General features: G+C 60.7%; 16 protein-coding genes. 10 read left to right on the forward strand and 6 right to left on the reverse strand.

The window, feature by feature from the left end:
* The first annotated feature begins 4 nt into the window (after positions 1-4).
* Genes menA through NFR47_RS03115 form a run of 4 tightly spaced genes read left to right on the forward strand, consistent with a single transcriptional unit; the run spans position 5 to position 3,101 of the window.
* The gene (gene menA, locus NFR47_RS03100) at positions 5-892 is read left to right on the forward strand and encodes a 1,4-dihydroxy-2-naphthoate octaprenyltransferase (RefSeq protein WP_251214113.1); all 888 of its coding nucleotides are present in this window, start codon (positions 5-7) and stop codon (positions 890-892) included.
* A 3-nt stretch (positions 893-895) separates the two neighbouring features.
* Positions 896-2,173 (forward strand): exodeoxyribonuclease VII large subunit, encoded by a 1,278-nt coding sequence (xseA, locus tag NFR47_RS03105; RefSeq protein WP_251214114.1) that lies wholly within the window; start codon positions 896-898, stop codon positions 2,171-2,173.
* A complete protein-coding gene (gene xseB / locus NFR47_RS03110) occupies positions 2,137-2,328 on the forward strand; it encodes an exodeoxyribonuclease VII small subunit (protein WP_251214115.1) in 192 nt (63 codons plus the stop codon). The genes xseA and xseB overlap by 37 nt, the downstream gene beginning before the upstream one ends.
* Positions 2,328-3,101 (forward strand): class I SAM-dependent methyltransferase, encoded by a 774-nt coding sequence (locus NFR47_RS03115; RefSeq protein WP_251214145.1) that lies wholly within the window; start codon positions 2,328-2,330, stop codon positions 3,099-3,101. The genes xseB and NFR47_RS03115 overlap by 1 nt, the downstream gene beginning before the upstream one ends.
* 86 nt (positions 3,102-3,187) lie before the next feature.
* Here the strand turns inward: NFR47_RS03115 and rplS are convergent, their stop codons facing one another.
* Positions 3,188-3,568, reverse strand: coding sequence for a 50S ribosomal protein L19 (gene rplS / locus NFR47_RS03120; protein WP_251214116.1), 381 nt, complete (start codon positions 3,566-3,568; stop codon positions 3,188-3,190).
* A 334-nt stretch (positions 3,569-3,902) separates the two neighbouring features.
* Between rplS and surE the strand changes: the two genes are divergently transcribed.
* From surE to NFR47_RS03135, 3 genes are read left to right on the forward strand one after another with little or no spacing between them, the layout of a single operon-like run.
* Complete coding sequence (gene surE / locus NFR47_RS03125; RefSeq protein ID WP_251214117.1) at positions 3,903-4,676, forward strand: 5'/3'-nucleotidase SurE; 774 nt, start codon at positions 3,903-3,905, stop codon at positions 4,674-4,676.
* A gap of 34 nt (positions 4,677-4,710) precedes the next feature.
* Positions 4,711-5,688: a sensor histidine kinase gene (locus NFR47_RS03130; RefSeq protein ID WP_251214118.1), complete on the forward strand. Its 978-nt coding sequence runs from the start codon at positions 4,711-4,713 to the stop codon at positions 5,686-5,688.
* Positions 5,685-6,320, forward strand: coding sequence for a response regulator (locus tag NFR47_RS03135; RefSeq protein WP_251214119.1), 636 nt, complete (start codon positions 5,685-5,687; stop codon positions 6,318-6,320). Before NFR47_RS03130 ends, NFR47_RS03135 begins: the two co-directional genes overlap by 4 nt.
* A 143-nt stretch (positions 6,321-6,463) precedes the next feature.
* On the opposite strand, the gene efp is transcribed toward NFR47_RS03135, so the two are convergent.
* Together efp and NFR47_RS03145 are read right to left on the reverse strand one after the other, a co-directional pair.
* Positions 6,464-7,036: an elongation factor P gene (gene efp, locus NFR47_RS03140; RefSeq protein WP_251214120.1), complete on the reverse strand. Its 573-nt coding sequence runs from the start codon at positions 7,034-7,036 to the stop codon at positions 6,464-6,466.
* A gap of 88 nt (positions 7,037-7,124) precedes the next feature.
* Complete coding sequence (locus tag NFR47_RS03145; protein WP_251214121.1) at positions 7,125-7,733, reverse strand: polysaccharide deacetylase family protein; 609 nt, start codon at positions 7,731-7,733, stop codon at positions 7,125-7,127.
* A gap of 366 nt (positions 7,734-8,099) precedes the next feature.
* Between NFR47_RS03145 and NFR47_RS03150 the strand changes: the two genes are divergently transcribed.
* Positions 8,100-9,101, forward strand: coding sequence for a DUF4837 family protein (locus NFR47_RS03150; protein ID WP_251214122.1), 1,002 nt, complete (start codon positions 8,100-8,102; stop codon positions 9,099-9,101).
* Positions 9,102-9,155: 54 nt separating this feature from the next.
* Positions 9,156-10,586: a cardiolipin synthase gene (gene cls, locus NFR47_RS03155; protein WP_251214123.1), complete on the forward strand. Its 1,431-nt coding sequence runs from the start codon at positions 9,156-9,158 to the stop codon at positions 10,584-10,586.
* Between the two features lie 91 nt (positions 10,587-10,677).
* Here cls and NFR47_RS03160 read toward each other — a convergent pair whose 3' ends face one another.
* A complete protein-coding gene (locus NFR47_RS03160) occupies positions 10,678-12,873 on the reverse strand; it encodes a RelA/SpoT family protein (RefSeq protein ID WP_251214124.1) in 2,196 nt (731 codons plus the stop codon).
* Positions 12,874-12,978: 105 nt separating this feature from the next.
* Between NFR47_RS03160 and trhA the strand changes: the two genes are divergently transcribed.
* Positions 12,979-13,632, forward strand: a complete 654-nt coding sequence (trhA, locus tag NFR47_RS03165) for a PAQR family membrane homeostasis protein TrhA (RefSeq protein ID WP_251214125.1) — start codon at positions 12,979-12,981, stop codon at positions 13,630-13,632.
* Between the two features lie 141 nt (positions 13,633-13,773).
* On the opposite strand, the gene NFR47_RS03170 is transcribed toward trhA, so the two are convergent.
* Together NFR47_RS03170 and NFR47_RS03175 are read right to left on the reverse strand one after the other, a co-directional pair.
* A complete protein-coding gene (locus NFR47_RS03170) occupies positions 13,774-15,120 on the reverse strand; it encodes an MFS transporter (protein WP_251214126.1) in 1,347 nt (448 codons plus the stop codon).
* A 36-nt stretch (positions 15,121-15,156) separates the two neighbouring features.
* The gene (locus tag NFR47_RS03175; RefSeq protein WP_251214127.1) at positions 15,157-16,146 is read right to left on the reverse strand and encodes a polyprenyl synthetase family protein; all 990 of its coding nucleotides are present in this window, start codon (positions 16,144-16,146) and stop codon (positions 15,157-15,159) included.
* Between the last annotated feature and the right edge of the window lie 4 nt (positions 16,147-16,150).

Genomic DNA, 16,150 nt, shown 5'->3' on the forward strand with positions numbered 1-16,150 from the left:
TACCATGAAAACCAATTCCTTTGCAGCCTGGGTGCTGGCCGTGCGGCCTTACAGCCTTGGCGCTGCGATTATCCCGGTAGCTGTGGGCTCGGCCCTGGCATGGAGCGACGGCGGGTTCAACCTCGTCGTTACGCTGCTCTGCGCATGTTTCGCCATCCTGGCCCAATGTACGGCCAACTTGGTCAACGACCTTTGGGACTTCCTGCGCGGCGCCGACCAGCCCGACCGGCTGGGTCCCGACCGCGCATTCGCCAAAGGCTACATAACGCTCCCGGCGATGAAAGCGGGCATCGGGCTGTTCACCCTCGCCACCGCACTGGCGGGTTGCGGGCTGCTGTTCTACGGCGGCTGGCAGCTGATTCCGGTGGGCGCGGTCTGCCTGCTTTTCGCCTACATCTACACGGCGGGGCCGTGGCCGCTGGCCTATCACGGGCTGGGCGACGCGGCGGTCGTGACGTTCTTCGGACTGGTGCCTGCCTGCTTCACCTATTATATACAGACGGGCGGCTGGAACTGGCAAGTGACCGCGGCGGCGTTGGCCTGCGGGCTTGTCATCGACACAATGCTGTGGATTAATAATTTCCGCGACCGCGAAGAAGACGCCCGCTGCGGCAAGAAGACGCTGGTGGTCTATTGGGGCGAGCGGGTCGGCCGCTGGGGCTATCTGGTGCTGGGCGCCGTGGCCATAGCGCTCTGCATGAGCCTGTGGATTTTCGGCGGAAGAATGTGGGCGGGACTGCTGCCGCTGCTCTATCTGCCGCTGCTGCTGGCCACGTGGCGCAAAATCATCCGCATCGACCACGGCGACGAACTCAACGTCTGCTTGGGCGAAACGGCACGCAACATGCAGCTCTTCGGGCTCCTGCTGACCATAGGCATCCTTTTGGGCTGACGCATGGCCGAACCCCGGCATATCACCCTGCGCGAACTCCAGCGCGCGGTCAAACGAACTCTCGAAGAAGGGTTCGAGCTGCCGGTGTGGGTGAGCGCCGAAATCGCCGAAATCAAAGTCAACTACTCGGGCCACTGCTACCTTGAGCTGGTCGAAAAAGGAGACGCGAACGGAGTGCCGACGGCCCAGGCCCGGGCGATGATCTGGAGCAGCAGCTACCCCCGGATTGCGGCTCGCTTCGAGCACGAAACGGGACGGCCCCTCGCCGCAGGACTGCAAATTCTGGCCAAAGCGCTGGTATCGTACCACGAAATATACGGCTTTTCGCTGCAAATCAGCGACATCGACCCCACCTACACGCTGGGCGGCATGGAACGCCAACGCCAACAGACCATCGCGCAATTGCAGGAAGAGGGGGTCTGGGAGATGAACCGCCAGCTGGAAGCCCCAACCGGAATCCAGCGCATAGCGGTGGTGTCGAGCGCCCATGCCGCAGGCTGCCGCGACTTCTGCAAAGAGCTGGAAAAGAGCCCCTATCGGTTCGACCTGACGCTGTTCGACGCGTTCGTACAAGGTGCCGAAGCGGAGAACTCGATTATCGGCGCACTGGGCCGGATTGCCGCACGCGCGGACGAATTCGACGCGGTGGCGCTGATTCGCGGCGGCGGCTCGGCAAGCGACCTCAACTGTTTCAACGCCTATCGGCTGTGCGCCCACGTCGCGCAGTTTCCGCTCCCTGTACTGACAGGCATAGGCCACGACAAAGACACGAGCGTCGCCGACATGGTGGCCTATGCGGCCCTCAAGACCCCGACAGCAGTCGCGGGGTGGCTGGTCGAACGGCTTGCGAACGCAGAGGGCGGATTCGACTACCTGGCCGTGCGGCTGCGGGAAGCGACCTGCAGCCGGACCCACGCGGCGAAACTGCAACTGGAACGACTGACGGCCGAACTCCGCCGCACGAGCGGCGAGCGTCTGACCCGCGAACGCCTGCGGACCGAAGGGCTGACCGAACGCCCGGCCGAAGCGGCCCGCGAATGGATAGCGCGCCAAAAACAACGGCTGAACAACGCGGCGGAAATCGCAGCGGCCCACGCCCCGGAACGACTGCTGAAACTGGGTTTTGCCCTGCTCCACGGTGCCGGAGGTGCGATAACCTCGGCCGCACAAGCGCAGCCGGGCGACGAAGTGGAAATCCGCCTCGCCGACGGAACCATCACCGCAACGATCAACAAAACGACGATATGGCAAAGAAAGAAATCGGCTACGAAGAAGCGATGACCCGCGTCGAAGAGATTCTGGGCCGCATTCAGCGCGAGGAAGTGACCGTCGACGAGCTGGCGGCCGAAGTTGGGCGCGCCACGGAACTCATAGCCGCCTGCAAGGCCCGGTTGCTGAAAGCCGAAGCCGAAGTGAACAAAATGCTGGGAGAATGATGAAACGGCTTATCCGCTGGGCCCTCAACCGCATACCCCGCCCCATGCTCCAACGCATGGCCGGATGGGCGGTGCCGCTGGCCGGGCTGCTGTACAAAGGCCGCGGTGCGGAATGCCCGGTATGCGGCGCCCGCTACCGCAGGTTCATGCCCTACGGCTATGTACATTCGCGCAGCAATGCGCTGTGTCCCAACTGCCTTTCACTCGAACGCCACCGCCTGCTGTGGCTCTACCTCTCGCGCGAGACGGAGCTGCTGCAAAGCCTGCCCCGCACGCTCCACATAGCCCCCGAAGTCTGCATCCTGCGCCACCTGAAACCCCGTTTCGCCGACTGCCCGGAGCGTTATCTGACAGCCGACCTGGAGAGCCCGCTGGCTGACCTCCATTTCGACGTACAACGGATTCCGCTGGCCGACGGGTCGGTCGACGTAGTGATCTGCAACCACCTGCTGGAACATGTGGCCGACGACCGCCAAGCCCTGCGCGAACTCCACCGCGTACTGCGACCCGGGGGCTGGGGCATCGTTCTGTCGCCCGTAGACCCGGCCCGCGCCACGACCTACGAAGACGACACGATTACCGACCCGGCCGAACGCACCCGCATCTTCGGCCAATACGACCATCGGCGCATCTACGGCCGGGACTATGCCGACCGCCTGCGCGAAGCGGGATTCGAGGTCGCCGACATTGACTACGCCGCCACTTTCAGCGAAGCGGAACGACGCCTGTACGCCCTGCCGGAAGACCACATCTACGCGGTTTACAAGAAGTAACCGACAGATTCCCGCCACATTCAGAATGACAAACAAAAAAGGATGCCGCACATGCGGCATCCTTTTTACTTGCGACGGACCACGGACTATTTCTCCGCAGCCGACGTCATGCGCTTCTCCTTGATACGGGCCTTCTTACCGGTCAGATTGCGGAGGTAGTAGATGCGGGCGCGGCGAACCACACCAATCTTGTTGACCTCGATCTTCTCGATATGGGGCGAGTAGAGCGGGAAGATACGTTCGACGCCCACACCGTTGGAAACCTTGCGGATGGTGAACATCTTGGTCTTGCCCTGACCCTTGATTTGGATAACCACACCCCGGAAGCTCTGGAGGCGCTCCTTGCTGCCCTCGACGATTTTGTAGGTAACGGTGATCGTGTCACCGGCCTTGAACGACGGCACGTCGGCGTCCGTCTTGGGCCACATCTGCTCGTTGACGAGCCGGATGATTGCGTCTTTGTTCATTGCTGCAACAAATTTTGAAGTTTCGCACCCAACATTCCCGCTGCGTTGCGGCTACCATGCCCGCCCTGTGGCCGGCAATCCCGCGTACCTGCCGCCAGCACCGCTCCGCCCAATGGAAGAGGTTGATATACGTCCCCGAAGGGACGACAAAGATAGAAAGTTTTTTCGTTCCGAACAAATACGGCACGAAATATTCGTATCTTCGGCGTCGGCGAAGCAGGGCACGGCATTCGGCAAACCCGGTTTTCGGCCGCGCTCTCCGGCAAAAAAAGCGAACAGGGTTGTTTTTGCGTTCGGCTTGCGCTATCTTTGTAATCGACATATTCTGAAAAAAATGGACGAACGACTGATATTGGTGACCAACGACGACGGCTACGCCTCGAAAGGACTGGCCGCAGCCATCGAGGTGGCGCGCGGATTCGGCCGGGTGGTGGCCGTGGCTCCGGAGACCACGCAAAGCGGCATGAGCCAGGCCATCACGATGTACAGCCCGCTCTACCTGCGCAAGGTGCGCGAAGAAGAGGGGCTCGAAGTCTATGCCTTTTCGGGCACTCCGGTGGACTGCGTGAAGATGGCTTTCGACTACCTGCTGCGCGAAGAACGGGTCGGGCTGGTCATCTCGGGCATCAACCACGGCTCGAACTCGGCGGTCAACGTACTCTATTCGGGGACGATGGGCGCCGCCATCGAGGGCAGTTTCTACGGCTGTCCGGCCGTGGGGCTCTCGCTCGACGACCATTCGGCCGACGCGGATTTCGAGGCCGCGGTGCTCTACGGCAAGCGCATCGTGGGCGAGGTCCTGGCCCGGGAGGTCGACCTGCCGCTGTGCTTGAACGTAAACGTCCCGGTGGGAAAACCCGACCAGCTCCACGGCATCAGGCTCTGCCGCCAGAACCGGGGATTCTGGCGCGAGGAATTCTACCGCCACGAAGACCCGCGGGGCCGCGAATACTTCTGGCTCACGGGCGAATTCGTCAACATGGAACCGGGTGCCGACGACACCGACGAATGGGCCCTCGCGCACGGCTGGGTCTCGGTCGTACCCGTGCAGACCGACATGACGGACTACCGCCAGCTGAAGAAACTGGGCGGCATCTTCGGCGAATAGAGAAAAACAACGTACATTTGTAAAAACCGCTTCCATGCTCCTCAAGTTCCTGCTTGTCCTTTCGATTCTCATCCAGTCGGCTGCCACGGTCTATGCCCTGCGGCTGGTCCGCACCACGAAATACAATTCGGTGTGGATACTTTTCATCGTGGGATTCTCGCTGCTGTCGGTCGAACGGGTCGTACAGCTGCTGATGGCCTGCGAGGTCGAAGTCATGCCCCGCTGGTGGTTCGGCTACTTGGGCATCGTGGTCTCGGCGTGCCTGTCTATCGGGGTGATGTACGCCCACAAGCTGTTCAAATACATCGAGCGTCTCAACCGCCAGCGGCAGACGATGAACCGGCGCATTCTGACCGCCGTACTGCGCACCGAGGAGAAAGCCCGGTCGCGCTTCTCCAAGGAGCTGCACGACGGGCTGGGGCCGCTGCTCTCGTCGGCCAAGATGTCGCTGTCGGCCCTCGCGCACGAAGAACGCTCGCCGGAACAGCGCGAAATCATCGACAACACGACCTACGTGATCGAAGAAGCGATACGCTCGCTGCGCGAAATCTCGAACAACCTGTCGCCTCACGTACTCAACGACTTCGGGCTGGCGCGGGGCGTGCAGCACTTCATCGACCGCAGCGCCGCGATGCACAACGTCAAAATCCGCTTCACGACCAACCTGCGGACCGAACGCTACGACACGGACATCGAAGTGATACTCTACCGGGTCATCTGCGAGCTCATCAACAATTCGCTCAAGCACGCCGCCTGCACGACCGTCAACCTTTCGCTCTCGCAGACGGGCGGCCTGCTGACGCTCGATTACAGCGACAACGGCCGCGGCTTCAACCCCCAGGCGATGATGGACTGCGGCATGGGGCTCTCGAACATCGCCTCGCGCATCAACTCGCTGGGCGGGACTTTCGACATGGCGTCGGCCAAAGGCAAGGGCATGCACGCTACGGTCCGGGTGGAAACGGCCCGGCAGGAACCGCCGCACCGAACTCATAAACGCCGCGAACGATGAACAGCCCCCGCATCATACTGGTCGACGACCACTCGCTTTTCCGCAAGGGTCTGCGCGGCCTGCTGGAGCACAACGGCTGCCGGGTGACGGGCGAAGCGGGCAGCGGCGAAGAGCTGCTGGCGATACTGCCGGACTGCGAAGCCGACGTGGTGTTCATGGACTTCTCGATGCCGGGGCTCGACGGAGCGCAGACGACCGAACGGGCCCTGGCCCTGCGGCCCGACCTGCGAATCATCACGCTGTCGATGTTCGGCGAAGAAAGCTACTATTCGCGGATGGTCGAAGCCGGAGCCCGCGGTTTTCTGCTGAAGGATTCGCAGATAGGCGAAGTGCTGGAAGCCGTGGAGACCGTCGCGGCGGGCGGAAGCTACTTCAGTCCGCAGCTGCTGGCGTCGCTGACCCACCGGATGCGCACGCGCGAAGACGCCCAGGACGAACAGCTCTCCGAACGCGAGCGCGAAATACTGGTACAAATCTGCCGCGGGCTGTCGAACCAGGAAATCGCCGACTGCCTGTTCATCTCGAAACGCACGGTCGACAAGCACCGCGCCAACATCCTGGAAAAAACAGGCTGCAAGAACACCGCGTCGCTGGTGGTCTATGCCATCCGCAACGGAGTGGTGGAAGTGTAAAACCGAGGTGAAAGGTTAAAAGTGAAAGGCGATATGTCGCAGGCACCTTAAGAATCATTTTGATTCATTCGGTCCGTGCAACAATAAAAACGGGAAGAACTCGGCGAGTTCTTCCCGTTTTTTTTCAATAAGCCAAGCAACAGCTACTTGATACGCTCGTAATACTCGCGGGTGCGGGTATCGACGCGAATCTTGTCGCCGGTATTGATGAAAAGGGGCACGCGGACCGTGGCACCCGTGTTGACCGTGGCGGGCTTGAGCGAATTGGTCGAAGCGGTATCGCCCTTGATACCCGGCTCGGTATACGTAACCTCCATGTCGACGATGGGAGGAAGTTCGGCCGAAAGAACAGTCTCTTTCTCGGTGTGGAACATCACCTCGACAATCTGGCCGTCGGCCATGAGGTCGTAGTTGTTGATCAGGCTCTTTTCGATGTTGATTTCCTCGAAGGTCTCGGTGTGCATGAAATGCGCGCCCAGGTCGTCCTCATAAGTGAACTGATAGGGGCGGCGCTCCACACGCACCTGCTCGATTTTCTGGCCCACGGACGAAAAGGTGTTTTCGAGTACACGGCCGTTTTCGAGGTTCTTGAGTTTGGAGCGGACGAAAGCGGGGCCCTTGCCCGGCTTGCAATGCTGGAAATCGACTACAAGAAAGGTCTTGCCGTCCATTTCGATGCACATGCCGATCTTGATGTCGGCGGCTGTAATGGTCATAACGGTATCGTTTTGAAATTTTTGTCCGAGCGCAAAAATAGGAAAAATTCCGCAAAGCTGCAAAAAGCGGATTTCGGGCGGCAGCGCCTCACAGCTCGATAGCCTTGCAGCGAAGCCCGGCCTGCCGGATTTTTTCGAGGGTGCGGGGCAGGGCGTAGCGCATGTTGCGGAACGCCTTTTCGCTGTCGTGGAAGACGACGATGGCCCCGGGTGCCAGATGCTTGGTGACGTTCTTCAGACACGTGCGGGGCGAAAGCTGGCGGTTGTAGTCGCGCGAAATGATGTCCCACATAATCAGTTTGTAACGTTGCCCAAGCAGCCGGGCCTGCGCCGGGGTGATGCGCGCATAGGGCGGGCGGAACAGGTCGCTGCGAACCAGGTCGTTGGCAAAATCGACGTCCTCTGTATAACGTTCGAGACTCATGCCCCACCCTTTCTGATGGGAATAGGTGTGGTTGCCCACCCGGTGCCCGGCATCAAGGATGCGTTGGAAAAGGTCGGGGTACATTTCGACGTTCTTGCCCAGCACGAAAAAGGTGGCTTTGGCATCGTACTTGTCGAGCGTGGCCAGAATCCACTCGGTGATACCGGGCGTAGGCCCGTCGTCGAAAGTGAGGAAGACGCCCTCGGGGTCGTCGATTTCCCAAATCAGGTCGGGCATCAGCCGGCGGATTATTTTCGGAGGTTTCAGACGCATGGCAAATGCAAAGATACGAAAAGTCGAGCGCAGAAGCAAGCGGTAGCTTGATTATGCCGAGACGGAGTATCTTCGGCCAAGTCAAAGATAGCGCAAGTCGAATGCAATGCCAAATTTATTTGAGCATTCCCGAGGCGGGAGTATCTTCTGTAAAGATACGAAAAGTCGAGCGCAGAAGCAAGCGGCAGTTAAAAACAGGGAAAATCCGAATAAGAAAGAAAATTTTTCGTAACTTCGCCAAAGATAGGGCAGGCCGCATGCAGCGCCCGAATAAAACCGGCATTGCAGAGACAAGGGCCGCCCCTCCCGGCCGCGACAAGCCACGGAAGCGACGGCCTGCCGCGAACACCTCAAATTCCCGACGTCATGAAAACACTCCGTCACCTATCGTTGCTTCTGCTCGTCGCCATGGCAGCGACAGCCTGCGACGCATTCCGCACGCTGGGCAGCTCGTCGTCCCAGACGGCCCAGGGCGCGCCCTACGAACTGCTCGTCGTGTGCGAACAAAAAGAATGGAACGGCCCGGCGGGCGACACGCTGCGCTCCGTACTGACGGCGCCGGTGCCCTATCTGAACCAGACCGAGCCCAAGTTCGACGTGCTGCGCGTGAGGGCGCAGGACTTCACGGGCATGCTGGCCAAGCACCGCAACATCCTCAAAGTCAACATCGACCCCTCGATCACGAAGGCGGCCACGGGCGTAGAATACGACGTGACGGCGACGCCGCAAATCGTACTGACGCTCCAAGGCCCCGACGAAAAATCCATCGTGGACTACGTCTCGACCTACCGCAGCGAACTGGTAGCCGCGCTGGAAGCGGCCGAACGGAACCGGGCGGTCGCCTATGCCGAGAAATTCGGTGCTCCGGCCGTCGAACAAGCCATCGAACGCACGTTCGGAGTGAAGATGAACGTGCCGAAAGGCTACATCCTGGCCGCCGAAAAGCCCGACTTCATCTGGGCGCGCTACGAATATCCCACCGCCAGCCAGGGCTTCTTCGTCTACTCCTACCCCTACGAAGGCTCCGCGGCGATGACGGCCGAAGCGCTCGTCAAAGCCCGCAACCGCTTCGCGGCCCGGATACCGGGACCCTCGGAGGGTTCCTACATGACCACCTCCGAAGTCTTCCCGCCCGAATTCCGGATGTTCCACTTGGAGGGGCGCCTCTGGTGCGAGATGCGCGGATTCTGGGACGTGGCGGGCGACTTCATGGGCGGCCCGTTCGTAAGCTACACGACCGTCGACACCCGCACGAACCAGGTCTTCACCTTGGACGGCTACGTATACTCGCCGAAACTGCACAAGCGCAACTTCCTGCGCGGCGTGGAACACCTGCTCTACGGGGTGGAAATCCCGGGAAAACAATAGCCCGGCGACGCGGCCCAACGCCCGACGCAGCCGCCCGGGCCTGAAGAAACCGACATGTTACAGATTCTGAGCACGATCTTTCTGGTCGTCTACACGCTGACGATCATCGGCGTGGTGCTGGTCATCATCACCGACAACCGCAACCCGCTGAAGACCCTGCCGTGGATACTGGTGCTGGTACTGGCGCCGGGTGCCGGGCTGGCGATCTACTTCTTCTTCGGGCAGAACCTTTCCAAGCGCCGGATCATCTCGCACCGCACCCGCAAACGAATCACCACCCGGCTGGAAGAGAACGACGCGGCGGGCGGAACGGGCATTCCGCCGCAGCGGCTCCCGCTGGCGCGTCTCCTCTGCCAAACGGCCCTCGCCGTACCGCTCTACGGAAGCCGGCTGACCCCCTATGTCGACGGAAAGACGAAGATGGACGCGCTGCTCGAAGCAATCGCCGGGGCGCGCCACCACATCCATATCCAATACTACATTTTCAGCGACGACGAGACGGGCCGCCGCCTGCGCGATGCGCTCACGGCCAAGGCCCGCGAAGGGGTCGAAGTGCGAATACTCTACGACGACGTGGGCTGCACCGGGGTGAAGAAAGCCTTTTTCGAGGGAATGCGGGCCGATGGCATCGAAGCGTATTCGTTCCTGCACGTAAAATTCCCGCGGTTCACGAGCAAGGTCAACTACCGCAACCACCGCAAAATCGGGGTCATCGACGGCCGTATAGGATTCATCGGCGGGATGAACGTCGCCGACCGCTATGTGCTGGGCATCGAACGCGGCAACGGCAAGCGCGAGCGCTGGCGCGACACCCATTTCCGAATCGAGGGAAGCGGCGTAGCGGGATTGCAGGCATCGTTTCTGAGCGACTGGTCCGCGACAACCAAACAGGCCGTCGGAGGCCCGGCCTATTTCCCGGCGCCGGAACGGCTGACCGAAAACGTGATGCAGATAGTGCCGAGCGGCCCGCTGGGCAAATGGCGCACCCTGCTGCAGGCGGTCGAATACGCCGTGTCGCGGGCGGCGCAGCGCGTATGGATCGAAACACCCTATTACCTGCCGTCCGAAACGCTTAACGCGGCGCTGCAAGAAGCGGCGCTGGCGGGCATCGACGTGCGGCTGATGCTGCCCGAACGTTCCGACTCGCGAGTGGTCGACCTGGCGAGCCACTCCTACCTGGACGACATGGTGCAGGCCGGGGTGAAGATTGCGTTCTACACCCCGGGATTCCTCCACTCCAAACTCCTGCTTATCGACGACGATCTGGCGGTCGTCGGCTCGGCGAACATGGACTTCCGGAGCTTCGAGCACAATTTCGAGGTGAACGCGTTCGTCTACGACCGCGCATTCAACGCCCGACTGGCGGCCATCTACGAAACAGACCTCGGCGACTGCCGCCGCGTGACCCCGGGCGACTGGTTCCGCCGCCCCCGCACCCGCCGCTGGGCAGAATCGTTCATGCGGATTTTCTCGCCGCTGCTTTAAGATAGGGTGAAAAGCAGAAAGGTGAAAGGTGAGAGGCAAGAACGAAGTTTCATTGGCTGCCCCTTTTCACCTTTCACTTTCTGCTTTTCACTTAATTAATCCGGTAGGCCCGCTGGACGCCTTTGATACGCATGATAGAATGGATAAGCGTATCGACCACCCCCGAACCGGGAACTTCGACGGAGACGGTGCCGGAGACACAGCCGCCCGAAGCGGCGTCGAAATTGATGGAGCGGATGTTGAGCTTCAGCTCGCGGCTGATGGTCTCGGTAATGTGGTTGGCCATACCGGTAGTGTCGGCCGCGACGATACGGATAGTGACGCGGAAAGCCCCCAAGGCCGACTGCCGCCACCGTGCCTCGATGACCCGGTAAGGGTAACTCTCGCGCATGCGCCGCGCATTGGGACAATCGGTGCGATGAATGGTGATGCCGGAATTGATCGTGACGAACCCGAAGACGTCGTCGCCCTTGATGGGGTTGCAGCAGCGGGCCAGCTTGTACTGGATTTTGGAAATGTCGTCGTCGATAATTAGCGCGTCCTGCGGTGCGGCGCTTTCGCGCGAAGCGTAGGTCTTCTGCCGTTCGGCTTCGGCCGCGGCGGCGCGGCGCTCCTCGGCGGCCTCGCCCGAGAGGTGGCGCGCAAGAATCTCCTTGATGGACCCGAAATCGACCTTCTGCGTAGCGATAAGCGCGTAGACTTCGGTGCCGAGCCTGAGTTTGAAATACTTGCCCAAGTAAGCCACCGCTTCGTCGATGGTGAGGGCCATTTTCCAGTTCTTGAGCTTGCGCTCCAGCTCCTCGCGCCCCATGCGGGTGTGCTTGGCCTGCTCCTCGCGCAGGAACGACTTGATTTTGTTCCGCGCCTTGGAAGTGACAACCACCGAGAGCCAGTCGGCCTTGGGCGTCTGGTTCTTGGAAGTCTGGATTTCGACAATGTCACCGTTGTGCAGCACGTCGCGGATGGACGACGGACGGCCGTTGACCTTGCCGCCGACGCAGGTGGCGCCGAGCGAGGTGTGGATGTCGAACGCAAAATCGAGCAGCGCAGCCCCCTCGGGCAGCTTGCGCAGGTCGCCGTTGGGCGTGAAGACGAAAATCTCGCCCGAAGCGGGCTTGGCGTCGAAACGCTGGGCCAGCGAATGGGTGGTGTCCTCCATCAGCTCGCGCAGGCGGCCGAGCCACATTTCGCTGGTCTGCGCCCCCTGGTTCACGCCCTTGTAACGCCAGTGAGCCGCAATGCCGCGCTCGGCCACGGCGTCCATGCGCTCGGTGCGTATCTGCACCTCGACCCAGCGGCCCTCGGCCGAGACGGTGGTGTGGAGCGATTCGTAGCCGTTGGACTTGGGGATGGAAATCCAGTCGCGCATGCGCTTGGGGTTGGGCGTATAGAAATCGGTGACGACCGAATAAGCCGTCCAGCACAGCTGTTTCTCCTCCTCGCGCGGGCAGTCGATAATGATGCGCAGGGCGAAGATGTCGTAGACCCCCTCGAACGGTACGTGCTGCTTCTGCATCTTGGTCCAGATGGAGAAAATCGACTTGGTGCGGCTCTTGATATGGTACTTGATTCCGAGTTTCTTCAGCCGCTCCTCAACAGGAACCAGGAACCGCGCAATGAAAGCCCGGCGCTCGTCGGCGCTCTCTTCGAGCTTGGCGACGATATGTTCGTAATCCTTGGGCTCCAGATACTTGAGAGCGATGTCCTCAAGCTCGCTTTTGATGCTGTACAAACCGAGCTTGTGGGCAATCTGCGCATAGAGGTTCATGGCCTCCCAGCTCTTCTTGCGCCGCTTCTCGCGGGGGAAGATGTCGAGCGAGCGCATCACCTCCAAACGGTCGGCGAGCTTGATGAGGATGACGCGCGGGTCCTCGGAATAGCTGACAATCAGGTCGCGGAAATTGTCGGCCTGTTCTTTGGCAACCTTGAGCCGCAGGGCCGAGATATTGGCGAGCCCGACGGTGATGCCGACGACCTCTTCGCCGAAACGGGCCCGGATTTCGTCGGTGAGGGCGAGGAATTCCGCAGCGGAAAGCCGCTTGTGGGCCAACCGCACGACGTCGTGGAGAATGGAAGCGACAGCGGAATTGCGCCCCAACCCGACCTCGGAGATGACGATGGAAGCGACGGCCACGGCGTGGTCGAGCATAGGGCTCCCGTCGTAACGCAGCTCACCGCCGAGCCTCTCGGCAGCCCATGCCAACGCTTCGTCGACGGCCTGCTGCGTCCGTGCCGAAAAACCGCTCCGCACCGACGCGCGGAAATCATCGTAACGTGAAATATCCATTTTGCCTGACCTTATTGACCCAACGCCGCCCCGCAGGAACGGCACCTTTGCAAAGGTAGAAAAAAATTTCCTACATTTGGCACCGGAATCCGACCCGACGAACCGATGAAAAAATACACCCGCTACATTCCGACCGTAGGCGAAGAAGTCGCCAACGCGGTGAGCCACGGCGCAATGTCGCTGCTGGCACTGGCGGCCCTGCCCTTTGCGGCGGTATGGGCCTACATACACGCAGGAGAGAGCATAGCCGCGGCCGCCGCGGTGAGCGTCTTCGTCATGTCGATCTTTCTGATGTTCCTGGCCTCGACGCTCTACCACTCGATGAATCCGCAGTCGAAACACAAGGAGATATTCCACATACTGGACCACATATTCATCTATGTAGCCATAGCGGGCAGCTACACCCCCATCGCCGTGACAGTCATCGGCGGCTGGCAGGGCATCTTCATCACGGCGCTGCAATGGGCGATGGTGCTGTTCGGGATATTCTACAAATCGCTGTCCCGCCGCTCAATACCGGCCGTAAGCCTGACGATCTACCTGGTCATGGGCTGGACCATCGTCTTCTTCATGCCGCTGTTCGTCCGCCAGGCATCGACGCCGCTGCTGGTGCTGATTGCCGCGGGCGGAGTGTTCTACACCTTAGGCGCGTGGTTCTACGCCCGCAAGGGATTCCGCTACCACCACATGGTATGGCACCTGCTGATAAATCTTGCAGTGGCGTGCCACTTCACAGGAATCGTCTTTTTCCTATATTGATGCCGGAAGATTCTTCTCGGCACTCAGAATGACAGGCGCCGGCACGCGTTTTTTTCGCCGTGCTCGGAGCAGCATGCCAACGCACCAAAAAGGTCCGGCTTCCGCATCGGGAAGCCGGACCTTTCAGTGAACTATAATAGTCTATTCTTCGACAGGGATGTCGGTATTCACGTTCTTGCACCCGATAAGCGCATAATAGAGCAGGTAAGCCAACCCGACGATGATGACCCAATAGCTGGTCATGTACCCGGCCTTGTCGGCCACGAACTGCTGGAAGAGCGGCAGCACGCCACCGCCGACGACCATCATCATGAAGATACCCGACGCCTGGGCCGTGTACTTGCCGAGCCCCTCGACGGCAAGGTTGAAGATACCGCCCCACATGACCGACGTACAAAGACCGCAGAGCACGAGGAACAGGGCGCTAACAGGAACATGGGCCAGGCTGAACCCGTGACCAACGCTGTAACCGGGCATCATGACGGTGACTTCCTTGGGGATGAAGATGGCCAGGAGCACGAAGACGATGGCCGTAGCCGACACGGTCAGAAGCTGCACGCGGCTGGAAACCTTGCCGCTGATAAGGCTGCTGAGCGAACGCCCGACGAGCATCAGAAGCCAATAAACCGCCGCGATGGCGCCGCCGACGGCCGCCCCGTTGGTCAGAAGCCCGGCGCCGCGCGCCGAACTGTCGGCGAGGTAGAAATTGAGCGTACCGGGGATGCCGACCTCGACACCGACATAGATGAAGATACCGATGACGCCCAGCACCGTATGGCGGAAGTTCCAGGGGCTGTGGGCCGCCTTCTCCTGTTTTTCAGCCGACTTGCGGAGGTGCGGCTCGGGGATGGCGACGAAGGTGATGATAAGCGATGCAACGGCGAAGACACCCATGGCAAGGAACAGCAGCGGCGTGACGTCGCCCATGGTGGTCTGAGCCGTGACGGTGCCGATAAGCGCGCCGACGAACAGCGGTGTGAGGGTGCCCGACAGCGAATTGAACGTACTGCCGAACTGAAGCAGCTGGTTGCCGCGGACACCGCCGCCGCCCAGCGTATTGAGCATGGGGTTGACGACCGTGTTGAGCATGCAGACGGAGAATCCGCAGATGAAGGCGCCCAGGAGGTAGATGATGAAATTGAGGTGGATGGTGAACTTGTCCATCGTGAAGAGGACCGTACCGGCGCCCCAGCGGCTCGACAGGTACTGCGTGAAAAGACCGGCTATACCGACGATCATGGCAATGAGCGAAGTCTTCTTGTAACCGATCCGCACGATCATGTTGCCGGCCGGAATACCCATGAAGAGGTAGGCCAGGAAGTTCATCATGTTACCCATCATGCCGAGGGTGTTCGACCCCTCGTAGGCGTTGCGCCAGATGGTGCCGATAGGCGCTGCGAGGTTGGTCACGAACGAAATCATCGCAAAGAGGAAGAACATGGTGACCACAGGAACGATGGGCAGCTTGTAACGGTTGTTTTGTTCCATAAGTTTATCGTGTAGTTTGTGAGTTTGGAATTTTCGCTACTGGTCGCGCTCGCCGACGTAGGCGCAGAGGTCGATCATGGCCGTCTTGTACTCGGACGGCCCGAATTCGGAGAGGAGTTCGATGGCCTGCGAAAGGTAACTGCGCATGATGCTGATGGCCGAAGTGATGCCGTCCTCGTTCTCGACGATGCGCTGGAGGTATTCCATGGCGGCGGGATCCTCGTGACAGCGGACGAGCCGTGCGATGACCTCGGCCTGCCGCTCCTCGCCCATACGCTCCAGCACGCAGAGGAGTGGCAGCGTAATCTTGCCCTCGCGCAGGTCGTTGTAGGCAGGCTTGCCCGTGCGGGCGGTGGAGGTATAGTCGAGAATGTCGTCCTGAATCTGGAACGCCATGCCGAGCGACTCGCCGAAGTGCCGCATCCGTGCGACCTTGTCGCGCGTGGCGCCGACGGCCAGAGCCCCGGACGAAGCGCTGACACCGATAAGGCTGGCGGTCTTCTTGTGGACGATGTCGAGGTAGCTTTTGCGCGTCATGACGTGCTTCTCGGCACAGTCGCCCTGCAGCACCTCGCCTTCGCACAAGGCCGACATGGCCCCGCAAATGTGGGTGACCAAATCGTACTGCCCGCTCTGAAGCCCGAGGTTCATGTTGCGTGCGAGGATGTAATCGCCCAGGATGACCGCCTTGTGCGACTGCCAGCGGGCGTTGACCGACGGCTTGCCGCGCCGGGTGTCGGACTCGTCGATGACGTCGTCATGGATGAGCGAGGCGACGTGGATCATTTCGACCAGCATGGCGGCCAGGCAAGGCCGCCGCCCGAGGGAAGCCCCGGGCATGGGCGCGTTCATGGCGGCGGAAAGCATGACCAGCAGCGGCCGGATGCCCTTGCCGCGCGACGAAAGCGCATACTGCAGCATTTCGGAGAGCAGCTCGCCCTCGGCGGTGAACTGCCGTTCGACGAATTCGTCGAACGCTCTGAGCTCCGCTTCGACGGGTTTACGGATTATATCGAGTGTTGTCATCTGA

Source organism: Alistipes muris, from assembly GCF_943193205.1.
Classification (GTDB): Bacteria; Bacteroidota; Bacteroidia; order Bacteroidales; family Rikenellaceae; genus Alistipes; species Alistipes muris.